Source organism: Desulfovibrio sp. 1188_IL3213, from assembly GCF_036763145.1.
GTDB lineage: Bacteria > Desulfobacterota > Desulfovibrionia > Desulfovibrionales > Desulfovibrionaceae > Desulfovibrio.
On sequence record NZ_JBAIYR010000716.1, the window covers coordinates 1 to 438 of the forward strand.

Here is a 438-nt window from a genome sequence, read left to right on the forward strand (position 1 = left end):
CGTGCTGATCGGTGACGGTATAGGTGAAGGTTTCACTCAACTGGCTGCCCACGCCCAGTTGCTGGACGGCAGACAGGGCGTTGTTGAGGCTGTAGCTGTAACTGCCGTCAGCCAGCAGGGTGAACGAACCGTACTGACCGGGGGTTGCGGACTGGGACAGAAAGCTCACCGTATCCCCGGCGTCCACATCCGCAGGCGTGGGAAGCGAGCCGCTGATACCGGCCTGATCCTCATTGATGGCCGCCACGGCAGCGCTGACCTGCGGGGCGTCGTTGGTTCCGTGGATAGTGATGGTGATGGTGTTGGACGCGGTTGCGCCGTGCTGATCGGTGACGGTATAGGTGAAGGTTTCACTCAACTGGCTGCCCACGCCCAGTTGCTGGACGGCAGACAGGGCGTTGTTGAGGCTGTAGCTGTAACTGCCGTCAGCCAGCAGGG

At 61.9% G+C, this 438-nt stretch carries 1 protein-coding gene; it reads right to left on the reverse strand.

Annotation, left to right across the window (positions count from 1 at the left end):
- On the reverse strand, positions 1 to 438 hold a 438-nt coding region (locus V6C16_RS14725; protein WP_333543626.1), incomplete at both ends, for a VCBS domain-containing protein.